This window comes from Paraburkholderia strydomiana, from assembly GCF_031456815.1.
Taxonomy (GTDB): domain Bacteria; phylum Pseudomonadota; class Gammaproteobacteria; order Burkholderiales; family Burkholderiaceae; genus Paraburkholderia; species Paraburkholderia caledonica.
Genome location: NZ_JAVDVL010000003.1, coordinates 26,425 through 43,214, shown reverse-complemented (window position 1 = coordinate 43,214; position 16,790 = coordinate 26,425). Strand labels below are relative to the sequence as shown.

Below are 16,790 nucleotides of genomic sequence, written 5' to 3'. Positions count from 1 at the left end.
GCAGCAGATGAAAATCGCAACTGGCGGTGTGGGGCGGACGGTGCTGATCGCGGCATGCTTCGCCAGCTTTAGTGGAATGGCTTGCGCGCAGTCGGGCAGCGCGGGCGCGGGCGTTGGCGTTGACGGCTTGAGCGCTACGCCGTCGGGAGGAAGCGTCAATGGCGGTGGAGCAGCGGGCACGACGCTGGCGCCCACGCCCGGCCTCGCAACGCCGGGAGGTGCTGCGGGAACCGGCGGGATTGGCGTGATGGGTGCCGGCGCGGGCCGCGTGCCGAACAACATGCGTGCGAACGGCACGAGCCTGAACCAGAACCCCGATCCGCGCGTACCGAGCCTGAGCGGAAGGCCCCCGGCGCCGCGATAGATCGAGCCGCGAGGGCCGGATTGACTGGCGCGGCCGGCTTAAAATGGGCGTTCCACCAACCGGTTCATTCGACTACAGGAAGCGCCCATGGCATACGGTGAGCACAAATACGAAGTCTCCGTGCAGTGGACAGGCAACCTCGGCAGCGGCACCTCGGGATATCGCGACTACAGCCGCGATCATGTGATTGCGGCGGGAAGCAAGCCCGAGATTCCAGGCTCGTCCGATGCCGCGTTTCTCGGCGACGCAAAGCGGTGGAACCCCGAAGACTTGCTGGTCGCATCCGCTTCGGCCTGTCACAAGCTGTGGTATCTGCATCTGTGCGCGGACGCCGGCATTGCCGTGGTGCAGTACCAGGATCACGCCGAAGGCACCATGCTCGACAGTCCGCAACAAGGGCGCTTCTCGCAGATCGTTTTGCGCCCGCACGTCGTGATTCAGCCGGGCGGCGATGTAAAACTCGCGCGGCGCCTGCATCACGTTGCGCACGAGAAGTGCTATATCGCGAACTCGGTGAACTTTCCGATTCTGTGCGAGCCGGTGATCGAGACGAGCCCGGACTGAGCGATCTATCGCCGGGCGCTGTTGGCTGCAAGTAACCGGAAGCTAGCGCGCCTTTCCTGGGTGTTGAGCGCGTACCGAGCAGCTATTGAGCCGCTACCGCACGGGGGCATTTCCAGCGCATTAGCGATTGCCGTCGAGCAGATCGCCCAGCAGTTCGTCGAACGCGGCCTGCGCGTCTTCCAGTTCCTGCAACGCGGCGTCGAAAGTCTGCAGCGCGAATTGCGAAGGATTGCCGCTGCCGGCCGGCGGAAATTGCGATTGCAACGATGCAAACGCCGTCTTCACGCGTTGCGTCGCGGTCAATACGCGCTCCATTGCAGCGCTCTCTTCGGCGCGGGCTTTTTCGTGATCGATGTTGCCGGTGTTGTCCATTCGGTACTCCGTGTTCGTGGGTGCGGCGCGCGCCGCGTGAAATGGCGTGACTATGCCACGTTCGGGCTCACGATAGCGGCAAGCCGCCGTCGGCCTTTACTTCGCGCAACGACAATGCCGATTCGACCGACGTCACGCCCGGCAGACTGCGCATCTGGTCGCGCATGAAGCTGCCGTAGTCGTCCAGATCGCGCGCCACCACCTGCAAGATATAGTCCGCGCTGCCCGACACGTTGTGACATGCGATCACCCGCGGTATGGCCTGCACCTCGCGCTCGAAGCGGTTGGCCAGATCTTTGTCGTGCACGGCGAAGCGCACGAGAATGAATGCGACTACGCCGAAGCCGAGCGCCGAACGTGCGAGCACTGCGCGGTACTGGCCGATGTAGCCGTCGTTCTCCAGACGCTTGAGGCGTCGCGCGCACGGTGTTTCGCTCAGGCCGACCAGTTCGGCGAGCTTCGCGTTCGACATGCGGCCGTCTTTCTGCAGCGCGGCGAGGATCGCGCGATCGGTCTTATCGAGGTCAGTTGACATGGGTTGGCGGGCGCTTTTCGAGTTTTAGTGGGAAGCTGACGGAAACAGCGTGATGTTAGCGCATTCCGCCAAATTTCCAGCCAGAACTCCGGAAATTCGCCAGCAAAACCTCCGTCGACAATAGCAAGATAGAGCCTCGAAACAACGAGGCTCCCATGATTTCCGCACACCTTCTTGCTGTCTATATTGCCGCGCTGCTGGTCGTTTATGCCGTACCCGGGCCCGACATGGCGTTGATCCTCCAAACCAGTATTGGGCGCGGTGTGAGGAGCGGCTTTGCGGCGGCTTGCGGACTCGGTTTGGCGCGTGCAACTCACGTCACGCTCTCCGCTTGCGGCGCCGCCGCGCTGTTGCGCAACGCGCCGTGGCTGTACGACGTGGTGCGTTATGGCGGCGCGGTTTATCTCGCGTGGATCGGCATCCAGATTTTCCGCTCGCCGATGTTCGCGTTGCCAGAAGGCGGCGCGGCGCGCGACGAAGCTAACCGCCCGACGGACGCAACGGCGACAGCAGGCATGCGGCAGTTGAGGGCGGCGTTCGTCAAGGGTTTGCTGACGAATCTGCTGAATCCGAAAGCGCTGCTGTTCTGTTCGGTCTTGTTGCCGCAATTCGTGCGTCCGGAGGCGGGGCCCGTTGCGTTGCAGATGATCGAGCTGGGTTCAGTGCTGCTCGCGGTCGGCTTTTGCTTCGACCTCACGTATGCGATCGGCGCCGCGCGGATCGCGGGATGGATGCGCGCGCACCCGCTTGCTCAAACGTTGCAGCGCTGGACCTTCTCCGCGGCGCTGATCGGATTCGCACTGCGACTTTCTCTCGATTGACGCGAATGCGACCGGCTCTACCGGTTCAGTTTGCGTTCGCGGCGCGAACGGTCGTCGATAATTTTCCTGCGGTGCTTGTCCTTCATCTTCTTCCAGGTTTTGCATTCGTCGCGGGTGCGCAAGCAGCCAATGCAAAAGCCGGTTTCACTGTCGAATTTGCAGATGTCGATACAGGGCGATGCTGTGCTCATAGCCGGTGGACAGGTTGTGGAGGGCAGAGGAGGTGAGGCGACTTTCGCATGACGCATGCCTGTGCGCCAAGTGATTGTGTTAATAAAGCCGATAGAGCGCCGATGGAGCGCCCATTCAGCGGCCATCTCCGGCCGGCGATGACACGAACACCACCGACATGCTTCGCCTTCAATGAAAACATTTCTGCTTTATGCGATTACCGCCGTCGCCGAGATTATCGGCTGCTATTTGCCGTGGCGATGGCTGAAAGAGGGCGGCTCTGTCTGGCTGCTCGTGCCGGGCGCACTCAGCCTCGCGCTTTTCGCCTGGCTGCTCACGCTGCACGGCACCGCCGCGGGCCGCGTGTATGCGGCGTACGGCGGCGTGTATGTGGCGGTGGCGATCTTGTGGCTATGGTGCGTCGACAAGGTGCGGCCTACGCTGTGGGACGCAGCCGGCGTCGCAGTGACGCTGGCCGGCATGGCAATCATCGCATTCCAGCCGCGCGCCTGAGCGCGTGAACCAGCGCGCCCGGGTGCCGCTGCACCGCGGCGCGATTCCGGCGCGGCCCCAGCGCATTCGCTATTCCAATCGCTTACTTCAACCCGCCCAGATAGTCGAGCTTGCCGAGTTCCACGCCGTTGTGGCGCAGGATGCCGTACGCCGTGGTCACGTGGAAGAAGAAGTTCGGCAGCACGAAGCCCAGCAGATAGGACTGGCCCGTGAACTCGACGGGCCCGTTGCGCATTTTCAGGGTGACTGTGCGCTCCTCCGATCCGTCGATCTGCTGCGGACTGAATTCCTGCAGATAGTCGATCGTTTTTTGAAGGCGGGCATGCAGTTCGTCGAAGGTCTGTTCGACGTCGTCGTATTTGGGCGCTTCGACATTGGCGAGACGCGCGGCGCAGCCCTTTGCGGTGTCGCTTGCGATATACACCTGACGCACGAGCGGCAACATGTCCGGCGCGAGGCGGGCGTTCGTGAACACCGACGGATCGATCTGCTTTTCGGCTGCGTGTGCCTGAGCCTTGCCGAGGATGGCTTGCAGATTGGTGAGGCCGCGAATCAGCACGGGCAGTGATGCTTGATACATCGAAATTGACATGGGTTCCTCTGATTCCTCGATTGCCCGCGCGGACGGCGCGTAAGGCAATGTAACGGCGGGATAGCCGCTGCAGCATCATAGCGGAGCGACGCGAACCGCGCATGACGCGCCGCCGCGTTAGCCATTCGGCCGACTGCCGCCTGCGCCGGAACTGTGTTCGAATGCATTGGTCCGAAGGTTTGCGAAGTCCTGCAAGCAGCACCTTGAAATCAGCAACGTGCCGTCTGTCGTCGGGCAGAGAGCGGACAGGGCGCCCCCGCCAGTCCCTCGTGCATCCGGCGCCGTCACGCCAACAGGAGAGTCGACACATGGCCACCAAGCACCCGCTGCCCGGAAGCGAGCGAACGGTAGAACAAGGTTCGAAACTCATCGGAGCTTGCGATCCGTCGGAAAAGATCGAGGTTTTCGTAATGCTGCGCCGCCAGCAGCAGGCGCAGTTCGACGCGCTGATGAAACGCATAGAGGCAGGCGACCCGAACGTGGAACCGCTGTCGCGTGAGACGTTGGCCAAAGACTATGGCGCAGCCCCCGACGACATCGCCAAAGTCAAGGCATTCGCGGCTGCGCACGGCCTGAGCGTGGTGCGTGAAGACCCGGCCGCGCGCTCCGTGCTGCTGTCGGGAACCGTTGAGCAATTCCAGAATGCGTTCGGAGTCAAGCTTGAAAAGTATCAGCACCATACGGCCGGGGAATTTCGCGGCCGTACCGGCGCGGTCAACGTGCCCGACGATCTGCACGGCGTCGTGGAGGCGGTGCTCGGGCTCGACAACCGTCCGCAGGCACGGCCGCACTTTCGCATCCGCCCGCCGTTCCGCCCGGCCCGGACGCATCAGGCTTCGTTCACGCCGATTGAACTGGCGTCTCTCTACAAATTTCCCGAAGGCGACGGCGGCGGCCAGTGCGTCGGCATCATTGAACTGGGCGGCGGGTATGACCCGGCTGACCTCTCGTCGTACTTCAAGAGCCTCGGCGTGCCGTCGCCCACGGTGAAGTCGGTGAGCGTCGACCAGGCGCGCAATGAGCCGACTGGCGACCCTAACGGTCCCGACGGCGAAGTCACTCTCGACATCGAGATCGTCGGCGCAATCGTGCCCGGCGCGACCATTGCCGTTTACTTTGCGCCGAACAGCGACGCGGGTTTCATCGACGCCGTCAGCCGTGCGGTACACGATACGGTCAACAAGCCGTCGGTCATCTCGATCAGTTGGGGCGGCCCGGAATCCATCTGGACCAGCCAGTCGCTGAAGGCGTTCAACAGCGTGCTGCAAACCGCGGCCGCGCTCGGCGTGACGGTCTGCGCCGCGTCGGGCGATAGCGGATCGAGCGACGGCGCGGGCGCGGGAGATCAGGTCGATTTCCCGGCGGCGAGCCCGTATGTACTCGCGTGCGGCGGCACGAGCCTGAGCGCATCGGGGACGTCCATCACGCATGAGGTGGTCTGGAACGACGGCCCGCAAGGCGGCGCCGGCGGCGGAGGCGTGAGTGGCGCTTTTTCGTTGCCGGCCTGGCAGGAGGGCTTGTCGGTTGCGCTGTCGAAAGGTGGCAAGAAGCCGCTTGCGAAGCGTGGCGTGCCCGACGTCGCGGGCGACGCCTCGCCGCTGACCGGCTACACCGTGCTCGTCGCTGGCACACAAACGGTGGTCGGCGGGACGAGCGCGGTTGCGCCGCTTTGGGCCGCGCTGATTGCCCGCATCAACGCGGCGAAAGGCAAGCCGGCGGGTTTCGTGAACCCGAAGCTTTATAAGGCGGCGGGCGTCTGCAACGACATCACGCAGGGCAACAACGGCAGCTTCGCGGCGTCGGCGGGCTGGGACGCCTGTACGGGACTCGGCAGCCCCAATGGTCAGAAAGTGGCCGGAGCACTATAGTCAGCAGGAATCCGCAGCACCCGGCACAAGACGTGAACGTACCCAGGGAGTCATCATGACAAGCACAGAGTCAACGTCCGTTAGTCCGCAATCGTCGCAGAATTCTCAAACCTCGGGCACGCCCCCAGCGGCCGGTGGGAAACGTAAGCCGGCCGATCAGCCTTTCTTCGATCCGGTTGCATACGGCAACGGGCCTGACGACTCCGTAACGGCCACGGACGAGAGTGCCGCGATCACGCATCACTCGGTCACGATAGACGGCAAGAAGATCAATTACACGGCGACGGTGGGTCATCTCGTGATCGTCGATCCGAGCAGTTCGGAACCCGCCGCGCGGATGTTTTACGTCGCGTTCACGCAAGACAACCAGAAAGAGGAAACCCGGCCGCTCACCTTCTTCTATAACGGCGGACCGGGCTCGTCCGCGGTGTTCGTGCTGCTCGGCTCGTTCGGGCCGCGCCGCATCAAGACGTCGATGCCGAACTTCACGCCGCCCGCGCCCTACACGATAGAAGACAACCCCGACAGCCTGCTCGACAGAAGCGATCTGATCTTCATCAATCCGGTCGGCACTGGCTATTCGGCGGCGATCGCGCCGAAGAAGAACCGCGATTTCTGGGGCGTCGACCAGGACGCGGATTCGATCGCGCAATTCATCAAGCGCTTTCTCACGAAGAACAACCGCTGGAATTCGCCGAAGTACCTGTTCGGCGAGTCGTACGGCACGGCGCGTAGTTGCGTCGTCGCCTACCGGCTGCACGAAGGCGGTGTCGATCTGAACGGCATCACGCTGCAATCGTCGATTCTCGACTACACGCAGGCGGGCAATCCTGTCGGCGCGCTGCCCACGGCCGCCGCGGACGCGTGGTATCACAAGAAGCTCGGCATCGCGCCGCGGCCGACCGATCTGGGCGCGTTCGCTGAAGAAGTCGCGCAGTTCGCGCGCACCGACTACCTGGCGGCGCTGCGCAAATTCCCGACCACCGATTCTGCGACGGTCGAGAAACTCGCCGAATACACGGGCATCGACAAGACGACCTTGCTTGCGTGGAGTCTCGATGTCGCGTCGTACGACAGCCGCGGCAATTCGCTATTTCTGACCACGCTGCTCAAGCCGCAAGGTCTAGTGCTTGGCGCATACGACGGCCGGGTCACCGCGATCGGAACCGGCATAGCCGGCAAGGTCGATCCCAATTCGGGCGGCAACGATCCGACCATGACGGCGGTCTCGGGCGTCTACACGACGATGTGGAACGTCTATCTGAACGAGCAGTTGAAATACACGTCGAACTCGGCGTTCACGGACCTGAACGATCAGGCGTTCCAGTTCTGGGACTTCAGCCATACCGACCCGACCGGTGCTCAAAAGGGCGTGGACGACAAGGGCAACGTGATTCTATACACGGCCGGCGATCTGGCCGCCGTCATGGCACTGAATCCGGACCTCAAGGTGCTGTCGGCAAACGGCTTCTACGATTTCGTCACGCCGTTCTACCAGACTGTGCTCGACCTGCAGCAGATGCCGCTGCTCAGTCAGCAGGTTCGGCAGAACCTTTCGGCGCGCTTCTATCCGTCGGGTCACATGATTTATCTCGACGGCGGCTCGCGTACCGCGTTGAAGGCGGATCTCGCGGCAATGTACGATTCGGCGGTGGCGAACACCGAGGCACTGAGCCGTATTCGGGCGCTGCAGGCTCGCGTGGCACAGTAGGTCGGGCGGTGGTGGGTCCGCGGCGGCATTGCGTCGCCGTGGAAGGTCATCGCAACGCACGTCGTGCATCCGGCGGGCAAGCATTTTTTTCGCATGCGTATTGAATGTGTTTTAATTACCTTGCGAATTGACTATTGCGTGCCTCCGCAGGCGCGCCGACGAATGAACGCAGAAATTGCAGACAGGCGTCGCAGCGGCTGTTCCAGCGACCACACAGGTAGGATCTTCAGGGCACATCTGCTCGCGCTTGCGTCCCGGCGTCCGCGCTCGTTGCGGTTTGCCGTGGCGCTGAGCGCCACCGCGCTTCTCGCGTTGCGCGTGGGTGGCGCGTATGCGCAGGAGGCGCGCATGCTCGACGAACGCGTCACACAGCAATCGATCGGCGAAACGATATGCCGCCCGGGCTATGCCAGCGCGGTCGCGCCGCCGTTCGATGAACTCATGGCGCACAAGGACCGGATGCTTGCCGAGCGCGGCATCGACGCCGACGACGGCGCCGATTTCGCGCTGGACAGGCGCGTACCCGTGGTGCTCGGCGGTTCGCCGGACGCGCCTTCCAACCTCGGTCTGCTGCCGTGGGCGGGCCGCCAGGGCGAGCGCCGGAAGGCGCGCGCGGCGGTCATGCTCAAGCGCTGCGTCTGCGAGGGCAAGATCAGTCTCGCGGAAGCGCAAGCGGCGATTGTCGGCGACTGGTCGGTGGTCTATTCGGGCTTCAGCCAGACCTCGTGCGACGTCAGCCGGCTGGACGTCGCCACCAGCGCCGAGAGCGGGCGGGCAGCCGGACATGGCTCGCAGCCTTGAGGCTGTGTTCCCGGAAACTGCGTGCCGCTGATCAAATTCGTTCGCATGGACCTGGCCGCGCTCGTATGCAGATGGAAGAGGGTTTTCTTTCAACGTGCGCCCGTGAGTCGCTTGCCGTTCATCGCACCACCTGACTTATTCCTGGAGAATCATCATGACCCATTCACCTCTTGCCGCGGCGACGCTTGCCGCACTGACCATCGCGTGTGCCGCCGGCGCGTCCGTATTCGCCGCCGAGCCGGTTCATTGCGGTAAAGCGGACGCGCTGCAAATTCGCGGCGACGTGCCTGCAGCCATCAGCTTCGACGTGTACCGCCAGTTGCGTCCGTTGAATGCGCAACGCGTCGCGCTGTTCCAGTCGGCTGGCGAAGTAAAGCATCTACCCGACGGACTTGCAGTGTGCGAAGTCGCGGACGACGGCGTCGACGATCCGTCCGCAGTCCTGGTCGAACTGCCGCAAGGCAAGAACGCGTGGTGGGTCAGCGCAGCCAACGTTCAACAGGCGGACTGATCCTCCCGCGACAAGCCAGGTTGCCGCGTTGCACCCCGGCGTGATCTCTGCGGTGATTGACGCGGCGGTCCGTTTCTTGCGACCCGCTTCCGCATGCCCAGAAGCGCGGTCCATAGTCCGGCGCACCGAGGGAGCATGCGGCTTCGCTACCCAGCGAATGTTCCGCTGTTCAGGTACAGTGCACTGACTGCGTCCGTAACGCGGTGTCCTCCAGGACGCCGTGACGTACTGCATGCATGGTCGCAAGTGGCTTCTGAAACAGGGCCAGCCCAATTACCGGAGATTCGAATGATTGCCTTCTACCTGTCATTGGCCGCGCTTGGCGCAGCGGGCGCCGCACTCATCCGTGAACTCGCCGCCGCGCAGGCCAGACAGCGTGCCGCATTGCGCCGCGTGCACATACATTCCTCCGACCGCACTAGCCGCCGAGGGTAGGCCGCATGAACCTGATCGTGCGCAACATCGCGCCGTCGTGCAGCGAGCAGGAAGTGCGCGAGTTCCTCCAGCGCGAATTGGGGCACTACGCTCGCAATGTCGAAGTCGTCGACGCCGGTACGCCCGGCGCCTATGCCACGGTCGAACTCGACGCGCAGGTGCCGTATGTCGGCGAGGTCATCGCGCGTCAGATTCATGGCAAGCAGTTGGGCGGCATGGTGCTCGAGGCGAGCGCCGATCTATTCACCGACGAGCCGCCACCGGAGCAGTGACTGCTGGACCTTCCTCTGGCGTCTTCCGCAGCGAAGGCGCGAGTAGGGTGCGGGCAAGGCGCAGAAAGCGGCGTTTCAAGACTTGATCCGGCGGCGCGCCCAACCGGTGTTCGCTGTGTCGCTCAGCGGCTCTTGCCGTCTTAGTCTCCGCTTCCAGCCTCCGGCCAATCGAACGGCGTGTACGGCAACGCGCGCTTGTGCCGCGTGATCTCGTAAAAACGCAAGATGATCTTGCGTGCCTCATCGCTTACGGATTTTCCTTCCAGGAAGTCGTCGATCGTCTCGTATGGAACGCCGTAGGCGTCTTCGTCAGGCCGTTGCGGGCGCAACGCTTCGAGGTCCGCGGTCGGCACCTTGTGAGCGAGCGCGTCGGAGGCGCCCAGTGCTTTCGCGACCGCGCGCACCTGCCGCTTGTTGAGTCCGGCGAGCGGTAGGACATCGGCGCCGCCGTCTCCGAACTTCGTAAAAAATCCCATTAGCGACTCGGCCGCGTGGTCGGTGCCGATCACCACGCCCATGCGCGTGCTGGCTATCGCGTACTGCGCAATCATCCGTTGCCGTGCCTTGATATTGCCGTGGACGAAATCTTCCTGCGCTTCGTCCGCGAACGGCAGGCCGCTTTGATGCAGCGACGCGAGCATCGCGTCCGCGGCGGGCTTGATGTCCACGGTCACGGTCTCGTCCGCGCGAATGAATGCCAGCGCCTGCTGCGCGTCGGCTTCGTCTTTCTGCTCGCCGTGCGGCAAACGTATTGCGACGAAACGCGCGTCGTAGTTCGCGGCCCGCAACCGCTCGACGGCCAGTTGCGCGAGGCGCCCGGCCGTAGTCGAATCGATGCCGCCACTGATACCCAGCACGTACGCTTTCAGGCCGTTACCGCGCAAATAGTTCGCGAGAAAAGAGACGCGGCGTTCGATCTCCGCGTTGGCGTCGAACTCGGCAGTGACGTGCATTTCGGCGGCGATGTCCGCTTGAATCGCGGCTGGATCGGTTTGCTTCATGATCTTCTGCTCCTCGCGCCCGGGCGCAATGTCAAAGAAACAACTTCAGCGCGACAGTGGCGAGCACGTAGCGGACCCGCCGAAGGTCCATCGACAGATTGCCATGCGCTGAGTAACATCCTCGTTCCGAGAGCCGCATCAACCTGCGAGCAACCAATAATAATCACATCAGTGCGAACCCGCGATGAACCATCTCAAGCGGCCTCGCCCGCCTGTATTCGTCTGTCCGACTCTTGCACGAGTGGCCGCCCAGTGCAAAGCCGGCTGTATGCCGTATGCATTTTCCTTGTCGCGCGCCACGCGTGAGTTGTTTCCCGTAATGCGGAGGACGCCTGGCCAGGCGCTATCCACCTTTGCCAGGTTGAGCAAGCTTACATGCGGCGTCGCGCTTGCCGTCTCCGCTTGTGCGGCCTTCGCTGCCGGGCCGCCTGCGGTAACGAGCGAAGCGGCGTTTTCCGTCGATGCGTCGTCCGTCGCGGCACCCGATGCGGCAGGCGGCGTGGACCCGCGCCGGGCATTCGCGCTGCGGGATGTATTCGCCCGCCACGTCACGCGACGGCTCAACGTACCGGCGCCCGAGCAGCGCGCTTACGCCGCTCGTCTGCAAACGGCGTTGCATGAGCACGAGCTCGGCGAACTGTCCGGGGAATACGTCGTGATGGTCGACCGCAATGCAAACGTGCAGGCGCTCTTGATCTATTTCCGCGCGGCGCCCGCCGACGCCTGGCAGATGATCGGCGCGTCGCCCGTGTCCACCGGACGGCCAGGCGAGTACGACCACTTCGTCACGCCGCTCGGCGTGTTCGAGCACACGCCGTCCAACATGGATTTCCGCTCTGAAGGCACCGAGAACGAGAACCATATCCGCGGCTACGGCAAGCGTGACATGCGCATTTTCGATCTGGGCTGGGCGCAGGCAGAGCGTGGCTGGGGCAAGGGCGGGATTTCGCAGATGCGATTCCAGATGCACGCCACCGACCCCGACCGGCTGGAGCCGTTGCTCGGCGTGCGCCACTCGAAGGGTTGCGTCCGGATCCCCGCATCGCTCAACACTTTTCTGGATCATTACGGGATCCTCGACGCGGAATACGAGGCGCTCGTCGACTCGGGCAAATCGCTGTGGGTGTTGAAGAGCGATCGGCAGGTCATGCCGTGGGCAGGACGGTATATCGTCGTGGTGGATTCGGCGCGCAAGGCTCGTCCGGCGTGGGCGCCGGCGCCCGACGCCAGGACGCGCGCCAAAGTGCCGGCGGGGGCGGACACGGCGGATTGATGCGCGGCGTTTGGTCGGAGGTCAGCGTCTTGAGCGCCATGCGGTCCGCGCATTAGTGCCGCCGACCCCATGCCATCAACGCATCAACGCATCCATCAACGCATCCATCAACGCATCAGCAACATCGTGCCCGCGCCGAGTATTCCGCCGCACAAAGCGCACGCCCACAACAGCGCCCGCGTACGCCGGTATTCGCGACCGATGTCGGCGAGCAGCCGGGCGTTTTGCTGCGGCGAGCGCGCGCGGTCGTGTTCGTGCTGCAGATAGCGCACGGCCAGTTGCGGCACGCGTGGCAGCATATGGGCGAGATGCGGCAGCTCGCGTGAAATGCGCTGGAACCAGCCGCGATGATCGACGTCGCGGCGCGCGATGTCCGCGAGCACGCGCCGCGCGATGTTCCAGGTATCGACGCCCGGATGCAGCGCGCGCGCCAGCATCTCCGCCTGATGGAACGATCGTTGCGCGGTGGCGAGCCGACCGGAAACAACACCATCGAACGGAAGCACCGCGTGCAGCAGTTGGTGGAAGAGCGACCCGGCGGAACGATCTTGCGCAGCCGCCGCAAAATGCGCTTCGGCTCGGGTACGCAATTCAGCTTCGAGCATTTCGGGGCGAGTCTGATGCGGCACGTGCCCAGCGTCGCGGTGCAGTTCTGCGAGCCGGCCGTAGTCCTGCTCGAACAGGGCGGTCGCGCCATGAACGAAGAACTCGCGCTCGCCGGTCGAGAGGCTGGACATGATCGAAAATTCCGCCAGCACGAGTCGTCCTAAAGAATCGGGCTCGACGCTTACGCGGACCCGTCGCGCGTCAAGCGTCGCGTGAAAGAAGCCGTGTTCGAATGCCTGCTCGGTCACCACTTCCACAATATGCGCGGCGAGCGGTGCGAGCTTCACCTGATGCGCGTGCAGACCGCTCAGGTCGGTAGCCGGCAGCGTGTCGATGCGCTGCATCGTGAGCGTGTGACTGGTGCAAAGATCCCAGATAACGTCGGGTACGACGAGGCGCGTGTCGCCCTCGAAATGATGACCGGTCTGGCTCAGGTTGGCGGCCTCGGCGCGCAGGTCGAAGCGGCGCTGAATCTCGTCCGCGAAGGTTTGAGCCAGCGCCCGCAGCCGCAGGCGTCGTGCGGTGCTCGACAGTTTTTCCAGCCAGCGGGCGACCCATCGCAAAAGCGCAAGCTCGTCGCCGATCTGCTGCAACTGTTCGGCACGCAGCAATTTGATCGCCACCTCGCGATGACCGTTGACCGGCATCAGCAATCGCGCGAAATGCGTCTGTTCGGCGAAGCCGCTGCGCACCGGTATCAGGTCGACCGCGCTGAAGAGGGTCGCGAGCGGCCGGCCGAACGCTCGTGTCAAGGCTTCCTCGGATCCGCGCGGCGGCAGCGGCGCTTCCATATGATCGATCGCATCGATCGCGTCGTGCAATGTCGAGGTTGCCAGTTCCGGGCGCTCGACCAGCGTCTTCGCGAACTGACCCGCCAGTGGGCCGAGCGCGGGCAGCAGGCTGTGAACACTGCGCGCGCTGCGTGTCGACGAATGCACGCGGCCGACAAGCTCGACCAGCCAGTGCAGCTTGCGATTGGCTGGCGCGGCGAGCCAGATCAGGCGCGCGCCGTAACGCAGTGCGTGGTAGAGCAGGAGTAAGCGGCGAAACAGTGGGGGCATCGGCAGTTCGATTGGCGGCAATGCGGCGCACAAGAACTGGGCGCCGCGGGGCCAGGACAATCAGATTATCAGGAATGCGCGCCGACGGGCGCTTCTGCGAACCGGCAGCCCGGTCTTGCTATGGAGGCAGCGTGCTGGACGCGTCAGTCTCGCTATGCGCCCTTTGATGATCGCATCTGACCATTGTTCGAACTTCAACGCTGGTTTTTCTCGAAGCCAATGATGCTCGCGATTGCGCTGATCGATTCGGTATCGAGCACATGCAGGAAGAACGAACCAAGCTCATGACCCACATAAGCGACACGTGTGAGCGCCGCTGTTTTCTGAGGAGAGCAGTTCTCGAAATGGTGTTCGTGCGGCACAGCGGAGAGTGCGGCACAGCGGAGAACATACATCCGCCACGATGGTATGGCGAAAAACTTAAGGAAACCTGAAGAAAATCGCTTTGCAGCCTTTATGACAGTTTTTTTAACGACGCAGTGACAAATGTGTTCTGGCGCACAGTTTGGAACAACTAGACCACTATTCTCGAAGCGGGAAGTGTATGCAGTGCGCGTTGCGTGAACGTATCGAGCATCCAAACACATTCACACGAGGAAATGATGGCCGAAGCGAGCGTACCCCTTTGTGTCGATCTCGATGGAACGCTGACGAGCACCGACCTCCTGGTGGAATCGTTCCTCGTGCTTGTAAAACGAAATCCACTGTACGCGTTCTTATGTATTGGCTGGCTGTTGCGCGGCAAGGCTCATCTGAAGGCGCAGATTGCTCAGCGTGCCGCCATCGACGTGACGGTGCTGCCTTATAACGCGCGCCTCGTGGAGTATCTGCGAGAAGAACGGTCGTATGGCAGAGATCTATATTTATGCACCGCTGCAAACCGCAAGTTCGCTGAAGAGATAGCCTCGTATTTCGGCTTCTTCAAAGGGATTCTGGCAAGCACTGACGCCCACAATCTGTCGGGTGTTCATAAAGCTTCTGCGTTGTCCGAAGAATTCGGTCCGCACGGTTTCGACTATTGCGGCAACGCGCTATGTGACGTGCCGGTGTGGAAGCAATGTAGACGGGCGATCGTTGTAGGGACGCGCCAGATTGCCGAGGCGGCCGAAATGGTCAATCACAAGGTTCTCTTCTTCGAGGATCGGCGATCGCTAATCGCGCTTACCGTCAGGGAAATGCGTGTTTACCAGTGGGTCAAGAATCTCCTGATTTTTGTGCCGCTGCTTGCATCGCACCGATTTACCGAAGCAGACACGCTGCAAGCCGAGGTCATTGCATTTTTTTCTTTCTGCTTCTGCGCTTCGTCTGTATATCTGCTCAATGACATGCTGGACCTCGACGCGGATCGACGCCATGTCCACAAGCGCGATCGGCCGTTTGCGTCGGGACAGTTGTCGCTGGCCTTCGGCATGCTTCTCGGATGTGTGCTTCTTATCGCGTCTGCGGGATTTGCTCTGCTACTGCCTTTCACTTTTCAGCTGGTACTGGCCGGCTACTTTGCGACCACGCTTGCGTATTCGCTCAGGCTAAAACGGTTCATGCTTGTCGACGTCTTTGTTCTCGCGGCTCTTTACACCGCGCGAGTCGTGGCCGGCGGCGCTGCGGGGGACATCCCGCTTTCCGACTGGTTGATCATGTTTTCGATTCTGATCTTTCTGAGCCTCGCCATGGTCAAACGCTATGCGGAACTCGACGCGCTATTACGTGAAGCAAAAGTCTGCGCAGTGGGGCGCGGATACGTCACGCAGGATCTGGGCATTCTGCGTTCATTCGGCACGGCCTCCGGTTATGTCGCAGTACTGGTTCTCGCGCTGTATATGAATTCATCCGATGTACGCGTGCTTTATCGACATCCACACGCACTGTGGTTTCTATTCGGACTGCTGCTCTTCTGGATCAGCCGTGTATGGATGTTAGCGTTTCGCGGCGAGATGCATGACGATCCAATTGTCTTCACCATCAAGAATCGCCTGAGCTTGCTCGTAGTATTTCTCTGCGTGGCGACGGTGATAGCGGCAAGTTGACCTCTGAGCATTCAATCGATGCAACTCGGTTTCGCTTTCTTTTCCTCAGCGCTCCGTTACTCTAAACGCCTCCTCGGTTAAATCTGTGAGCAAGCCGAATGCCCATATCTTCCTTCAAAAGTGCGGGCGCTGCGGCGCGCGCTTTTCCGGCCGTAAATGTCCCCCGCCTGTGCGGGTACTTCGCACGATATGTTGTGATCAGTGGCAATGCCCGATGACGGCGATTAATCGGCTGACGTCGACTAGATAGGCTGAGGCGATCTGAAAGCATTCCGCATTTTGCGGCCGAGCGGAGATTTTTCTTCATTCTTGCGTGCGCCAGCGCGCATTCGGGAGCCGGTTCCCGGCATCGTACGGTGGCAAATAACATAATCTGGGTGTACCGCAGGCAGCAAAGCGACTCGTTGGGCGGGCCTACTCCGCAAGACGGATGGTCACCGTCCTGTCCCAGTACGTACCTTATTGTCTACGCGAAAAATGAATAGCTTCGACACGAGCATCGAGACTTTTTTTAGCGGATTCCATTCTTGTGTCCTGTGCAATCATGCGGTGCAAGCCATCGCGGACATGTACACATTCAAAGGTCTGGTACTGATTCCCGTTTTATGGTGGCTATGGTTTCAGTCGGCCGAGCGTCGGCAATGGCGGCGTGAAGTCGTCATTGCGACTACCGTGAGTGGGCTATTGGCTCTTCTTGCCGGAAGACTTCTGGCGCATTTTTTACCGTTCCGCACGCGACCGGCGTTTTCGCCCGATCTGCATCTTCATTTCCCAGTTGTCCCGCAAAGCGAAAGCTTGTTATCAGCGTGGAGCTCATTCCCAAGCGATCACGCAATGTTGTGGATGTCGGTTGCGGTAGGCATCTTCATCGTTTCTCGCCGCGTTGGCATTCTTGCGCTGCTGTATGTTGCAATATTCATTTGCATGCCGCGCGCTTACCTCGGCTTCCATTACCCAACCGACCTGTTGGCCGGAGCCGCGATTGGCATCGTCATCACCTACATCATGACTCGTGATTCCGTGAGAGTGCATTACGCGACGCCCATGTTGCGCTGGATCGAGCGCAATCCTGGACCATCGGCCATGTTGGGATTCGTGCTGTGCCTGGAGCTCGTTACCCAGTTCGATGAAATCAGAGCCTTCGCCACTTCCGTCTTCAAGGTTGTCTGATTCGTTTGTCATTCAGACGGTGGACCGAACGATTCAAGCGGAGCGCGTTACGCGAATGCGGCCCTCTCGACTCTTATCCCGCACGTAGCATGCAGTGACGTGGGTGTTTCGCTGCGCGAATAAGA

At 61.9% G+C, this 16,790-nt stretch carries 19 protein-coding genes; 12 read left to right on the top strand and 7 right to left on the bottom strand.

The window, feature by feature from the left end; genetic code table 11:
- Positions 1–7 precede the first annotated feature (7 nt).
- Together J2W46_RS09780 and J2W46_RS09775 are read left to right on the top strand one after the other, a co-directional pair.
- Positions 8–364 (top strand): hypothetical protein, encoded by a 357-nt coding sequence (locus J2W46_RS09780; RefSeq protein WP_310353189.1) that lies wholly within the window; start codon positions 8–10, stop codon positions 362–364.
- A gap of 87 nt (positions 365–451) precedes the next feature.
- Entirely contained in the window at positions 452–928 is a 477-nt protein-coding gene (locus J2W46_RS09775; protein WP_310353186.1) for an OsmC family protein, read from the top strand.
- A 120-nt stretch (positions 929–1,048) separates the two neighbouring features.
- Here J2W46_RS09775 and J2W46_RS09770 read toward each other — a convergent pair whose 3' ends face one another.
- Complete coding sequence (locus J2W46_RS09770; protein ID WP_087754396.1) at positions 1,049–1,282, bottom strand: hypothetical protein; 234 nt, start codon at positions 1,280–1,282, stop codon at positions 1,049–1,051.
- An 85-nt stretch (positions 1,283–1,367) separates the two neighbouring features.
- On the bottom strand, positions 1,368–1,835 hold the full coding sequence (locus J2W46_RS09765; RefSeq protein ID WP_020068516.1) for an Lrp/AsnC family transcriptional regulator: 468 nt from the start codon (positions 1,833–1,835) through the stop codon (positions 1,368–1,370).
- Positions 1,836–1,990: 155 nt separating this feature from the next.
- Here J2W46_RS09765 and J2W46_RS09760 point away from each other — a divergent pair, with 155 nt between their 5' ends.
- Positions 1,991–2,656, top strand: coding sequence for a LysE family translocator (locus J2W46_RS09760; RefSeq protein WP_131320796.1), 666 nt, complete (start codon positions 1,991–1,993; stop codon positions 2,654–2,656).
- 17 nt (positions 2,657–2,673) lie between these two features.
- On the opposite strand, the gene J2W46_RS09755 is transcribed toward J2W46_RS09760, so the two are convergent.
- Positions 2,674–2,847 (bottom strand): DUF1289 domain-containing protein, encoded by a 174-nt coding sequence (locus J2W46_RS09755; RefSeq protein ID WP_020068518.1) that lies wholly within the window; start codon positions 2,845–2,847, stop codon positions 2,674–2,676.
- Positions 2,848–3,019: 172 nt separating this feature from the next.
- Here J2W46_RS09755 and J2W46_RS09750 point away from each other — a divergent pair, with 172 nt between their 5' ends.
- Positions 3,020–3,340, top strand: coding sequence for a YnfA family protein (locus J2W46_RS09750; protein ID WP_131320797.1), 321 nt, complete (start codon positions 3,020–3,022; stop codon positions 3,338–3,340).
- A gap of 82 nt (positions 3,341–3,422) precedes the next feature.
- On the opposite strand, the gene J2W46_RS09745 is transcribed toward J2W46_RS09750, so the two are convergent.
- The gene (locus tag J2W46_RS09745) at positions 3,423–3,932 is read right to left on the bottom strand and encodes a DUF1993 domain-containing protein (protein WP_020068520.1); all 510 of its coding nucleotides are present in this window, start codon (positions 3,930–3,932) and stop codon (positions 3,423–3,425) included.
- Between the two features lie 308 nt (positions 3,933–4,240).
- Between J2W46_RS09745 and J2W46_RS09740 the strand changes: the two genes are divergently transcribed.
- The 5 genes from J2W46_RS09740 (at position 4,241) to J2W46_RS09720 (ending at position 9,530) form a co-directional block, all read left to right on the top strand.
- Positions 4,241–5,800, top strand: coding sequence for a S53 family peptidase (locus tag J2W46_RS09740; RefSeq protein WP_310353181.1), 1,560 nt, complete (start codon positions 4,241–4,243; stop codon positions 5,798–5,800).
- 55 nt (positions 5,801–5,855) lie between these two features.
- Positions 5,856–7,511 carry a S10 family peptidase gene (locus J2W46_RS09735; protein WP_310353180.1) on the top strand — a complete coding sequence of 552 codons (1,656 nt, stop codon included), beginning with the start codon at positions 5,856–5,858 and terminating at the stop codon, positions 7,509–7,511.
- A 162-nt stretch (positions 7,512–7,673) separates the two neighbouring features.
- Positions 7,674–8,312, top strand: coding sequence for a hypothetical protein (locus J2W46_RS09730; protein ID WP_310353178.1), 639 nt, complete (start codon positions 7,674–7,676; stop codon positions 8,310–8,312).
- Between the two features lie 154 nt (positions 8,313–8,466).
- Entirely contained in the window at positions 8,467–8,823 is a 357-nt protein-coding gene (locus J2W46_RS09725; protein ID WP_310353176.1) for a hypothetical protein, read from the top strand.
- Positions 8,824–9,263: 440 nt separating this feature from the next.
- Positions 9,264–9,530 (top strand): RNA-binding protein, encoded by a 267-nt coding sequence (locus J2W46_RS09720; protein ID WP_027779729.1) that lies wholly within the window; start codon positions 9,264–9,266, stop codon positions 9,528–9,530.
- Between the two features lie 140 nt (positions 9,531–9,670).
- Here J2W46_RS09720 and nadE read toward each other — a convergent pair whose 3' ends face one another.
- Complete coding sequence (gene nadE / locus J2W46_RS09715; RefSeq protein ID WP_310353174.1) at positions 9,671–10,531, bottom strand: ammonia-dependent NAD(+) synthetase; 861 nt, start codon at positions 10,529–10,531, stop codon at positions 9,671–9,673.
- A gap of 268 nt (positions 10,532–10,799) precedes the next feature.
- Between nadE and J2W46_RS09710 the strand changes: the two genes are divergently transcribed.
- A complete protein-coding gene (locus J2W46_RS09710; protein ID WP_310353172.1) occupies positions 10,800–11,804 on the top strand; it encodes a L,D-transpeptidase in 1,005 nt (334 codons plus the stop codon).
- Between the two features lie 107 nt (positions 11,805–11,911).
- Here the strand turns inward: J2W46_RS09710 and J2W46_RS09705 are convergent, their stop codons facing one another.
- Together J2W46_RS09705 and J2W46_RS09700 are read right to left on the bottom strand one after the other, a co-directional pair.
- The gene (locus tag J2W46_RS09705) at positions 11,912–13,471 is read right to left on the bottom strand and encodes an ABC1 kinase family protein (RefSeq protein ID WP_310353169.1); all 1,560 of its coding nucleotides are present in this window, start codon (positions 13,469–13,471) and stop codon (positions 11,912–11,914) included.
- A gap of 194 nt (positions 13,472–13,665) precedes the next feature.
- Entirely contained in the window at positions 13,666–13,866 is a 201-nt protein-coding gene (locus J2W46_RS09700) for a hypothetical protein (RefSeq protein WP_310353167.1), read from the bottom strand.
- Between the two features lie 207 nt (positions 13,867–14,073).
- On the opposite strand from J2W46_RS09700, the gene J2W46_RS09695 reads away from it, so the two are divergent.
- Positions 14,074–15,495: a UbiA family prenyltransferase gene (locus tag J2W46_RS09695; RefSeq protein WP_310353165.1), complete on the top strand. Its 1,422-nt coding sequence runs from the start codon at positions 14,074–14,076 to the stop codon at positions 15,493–15,495.
- Between the two features lie 477 nt (positions 15,496–15,972).
- Entirely contained in the window at positions 15,973–16,665 is a 693-nt protein-coding gene (locus J2W46_RS09690; RefSeq protein ID WP_310353162.1) for a phosphatase PAP2 family protein, read from the top strand.
- The last annotated feature ends 125 nt before the right edge of the window (positions 16,666–16,790 follow it).

Coding starts and splice junctions, on each gene's coding strand:
- J2W46_RS09780 (WP_310353189.1), top strand. CDS start 8: ATGAAAATCGCAACTGGCGGTGTGGGGCGGACGGTGCTGATCGCGGCA.
- J2W46_RS09775 (WP_310353186.1), top strand. CDS start 452: ATGGCATACGGTGAGCACAAATACGAAGTCTCCGTGCAGTGGACAGGC.
- J2W46_RS09765 (WP_020068516.1), bottom strand. CDS start 1,835: ATGTCAACTGACCTCGATAAGACCGATCGCGCGATCCTCGCCGCGCTG.
- J2W46_RS09760 (WP_131320796.1), top strand. CDS start 1,991: ATGATTTCCGCACACCTTCTTGCTGTCTATATTGCCGCGCTGCTGGTC.
- J2W46_RS09755 (WP_020068518.1), bottom strand. CDS start 2,847: ATGAGCACAGCATCGCCCTGTATCGACATCTGCAAATTCGACAGTGAA.
- J2W46_RS09750 (WP_131320797.1), top strand. CDS start 3,020: ATGAAAACATTTCTGCTTTATGCGATTACCGCCGTCGCCGAGATTATC.
- J2W46_RS09745 (WP_020068520.1), bottom strand. CDS start 3,932: ATGTCAATTTCGATGTATCAAGCATCACTGCCCGTGCTGATTCGCGGC.
- J2W46_RS09740 (WP_310353181.1), top strand. CDS start 4,241: ATGGCCACCAAGCACCCGCTGCCCGGAAGCGAGCGAACGGTAGAACAA.
- J2W46_RS09735 (WP_310353180.1), top strand. CDS start 5,856: ATGACAAGCACAGAGTCAACGTCCGTTAGTCCGCAATCGTCGCAGAAT.
- J2W46_RS09730 (WP_310353178.1), top strand. CDS start 7,674: ATGAACGCAGAAATTGCAGACAGGCGTCGCAGCGGCTGTTCCAGCGAC.
- J2W46_RS09725 (WP_310353176.1), top strand. CDS start 8,467: ATGACCCATTCACCTCTTGCCGCGGCGACGCTTGCCGCACTGACCATC.
- J2W46_RS09720 (WP_027779729.1), top strand. CDS start 9,264: ATGAACCTGATCGTGCGCAACATCGCGCCGTCGTGCAGCGAGCAGGAA.
- nadE (WP_310353174.1), bottom strand. CDS start 10,531: ATGAAGCAAACCGATCCAGCCGCGATTCAAGCGGACATCGCCGCCGAA.
- J2W46_RS09710 (WP_310353172.1), top strand. CDS start 10,800: ATGCCGTATGCATTTTCCTTGTCGCGCGCCACGCGTGAGTTGTTTCCC.
- J2W46_RS09705 (WP_310353169.1), bottom strand. CDS start 13,471: ATGCCCCCACTGTTTCGCCGCTTACTCCTGCTCTACCACGCACTGCGT.
- J2W46_RS09700 (WP_310353167.1), bottom strand. CDS start 13,866: ATGTATGTTCTCCGCTGTGCCGCACTCTCCGCTGTGCCGCACGAACAC.
- J2W46_RS09695 (WP_310353165.1), top strand. CDS start 14,074: ATGGCCGAAGCGAGCGTACCCCTTTGTGTCGATCTCGATGGAACGCTG.
- J2W46_RS09690 (WP_310353162.1), top strand. CDS start 15,973: ATGAATAGCTTCGACACGAGCATCGAGACTTTTTTTAGCGGATTCCAT.